This is a genomic window from Methylobacterium nigriterrae, from assembly GCF_037106235.1.
Taxonomy (GTDB): Bacteria; Pseudomonadota; Alphaproteobacteria; order Rhizobiales; family Beijerinckiaceae; genus Methylobacterium; species Methylobacterium nigriterrae.
On sequence record NZ_JBAWTG010000413.1, the window covers coordinates 1 to 1,017 of the forward strand.

General features: G+C 67.1%; 1 protein-coding gene. It reads right to left on the reverse strand.

The features are described 5' to 3' along the window. Positions 1-910: IS481 family transposase (locus WDW90_RS37465; protein WP_336492781.1), on the reverse strand; the 910-nt coding region annotated here is incomplete at its 3' end. Between the last annotated feature and the right edge of the window lie 107 nt (positions 911-1,017).

The window sequence follows — 1,017 nt, forward strand, 5'->3', positions numbered from 1 at the left end:
GTTTGGTAACGGGCTTGGCGAGTTCGGGGTTCGCCTTCAGCCGCTCACGCAGGACCCTGTCGGGTGATCGGCCCTTCAGCACACGCTGACGACGGCCGTTGTAGGCGACGTTGAAGCCAGTCAGCAGCGTCTCGAGATCCTCGTGGCTGTAGAGCGTGACGCCCAGCACCTCGCGCTGAACACGCCCGTTGAAGCGCTCCACCATTCCGTTGGTGCGCGGCGTGTAAGGTTTCGTCTTGCGGTGCTGCACGCCGCACCGCTCACAGGCGCGCTCGAAGCCGTCGGCCGTGAAGCAGGAGCCGCGGTCGCTCAGCAGGTGCGTGACCCGGAAGGGAAAGGCCGCGAGCGCCTCCTCCAGGAAGGCGACAGCGGATGCGGTGGTCTCGCTGTCTTTGACCGCCAAGTGCACGTAGCGCGAGGCGCGGTCGATGGCGACGTAGAGATAGCGCTTGCGGGTCTGGCCGCCGCGGTCCTGCAGCTTGGGCAGGTGCTTCACGTCCATGTGCACGAAGCCGACCTCGTAGTCCTTGAAGTCAGCATGTGCGCGCCGGGAGCGGTCAGCCAGCGGGAGCCGGTTGAGGCCTTCAGCCTTGAGGATGCGGTAAACGGCATCCCGGTTCAGGTGTGGCAGGAAGTGGCTGACGATGAAGGTGAGATCGTCGAGCGGAAAGCCGGTGGCGCGGCGGAGCGCACAGACGATGGCGCGCTCCTCCTCGCTGGCTTTCCAGGGCAGCTTGTGGGGCCGCGCCGAGCGATCCTGGCAGTCGGCGGGTCCACGCTTGCGCCATTTGCGGATGGTCTCGGTGGAGACGCCGTAGCGGCTCGCCAGCACGCCGGAGCTCTCCTGCGAGCGGGCGATCTCGGCGCGGACAGCGGGCGTGGTGCGGGCATTCGGATGGATGGCGAGCATCAGCGGGCCCTCCGGCGGGAGACGCGGCGACGGACGCCGTCAAAGCGCCAGGCATGCTCCTCGATTGCCCAACGCACCTGATCCCAACAACGTTCCACCACCAGACA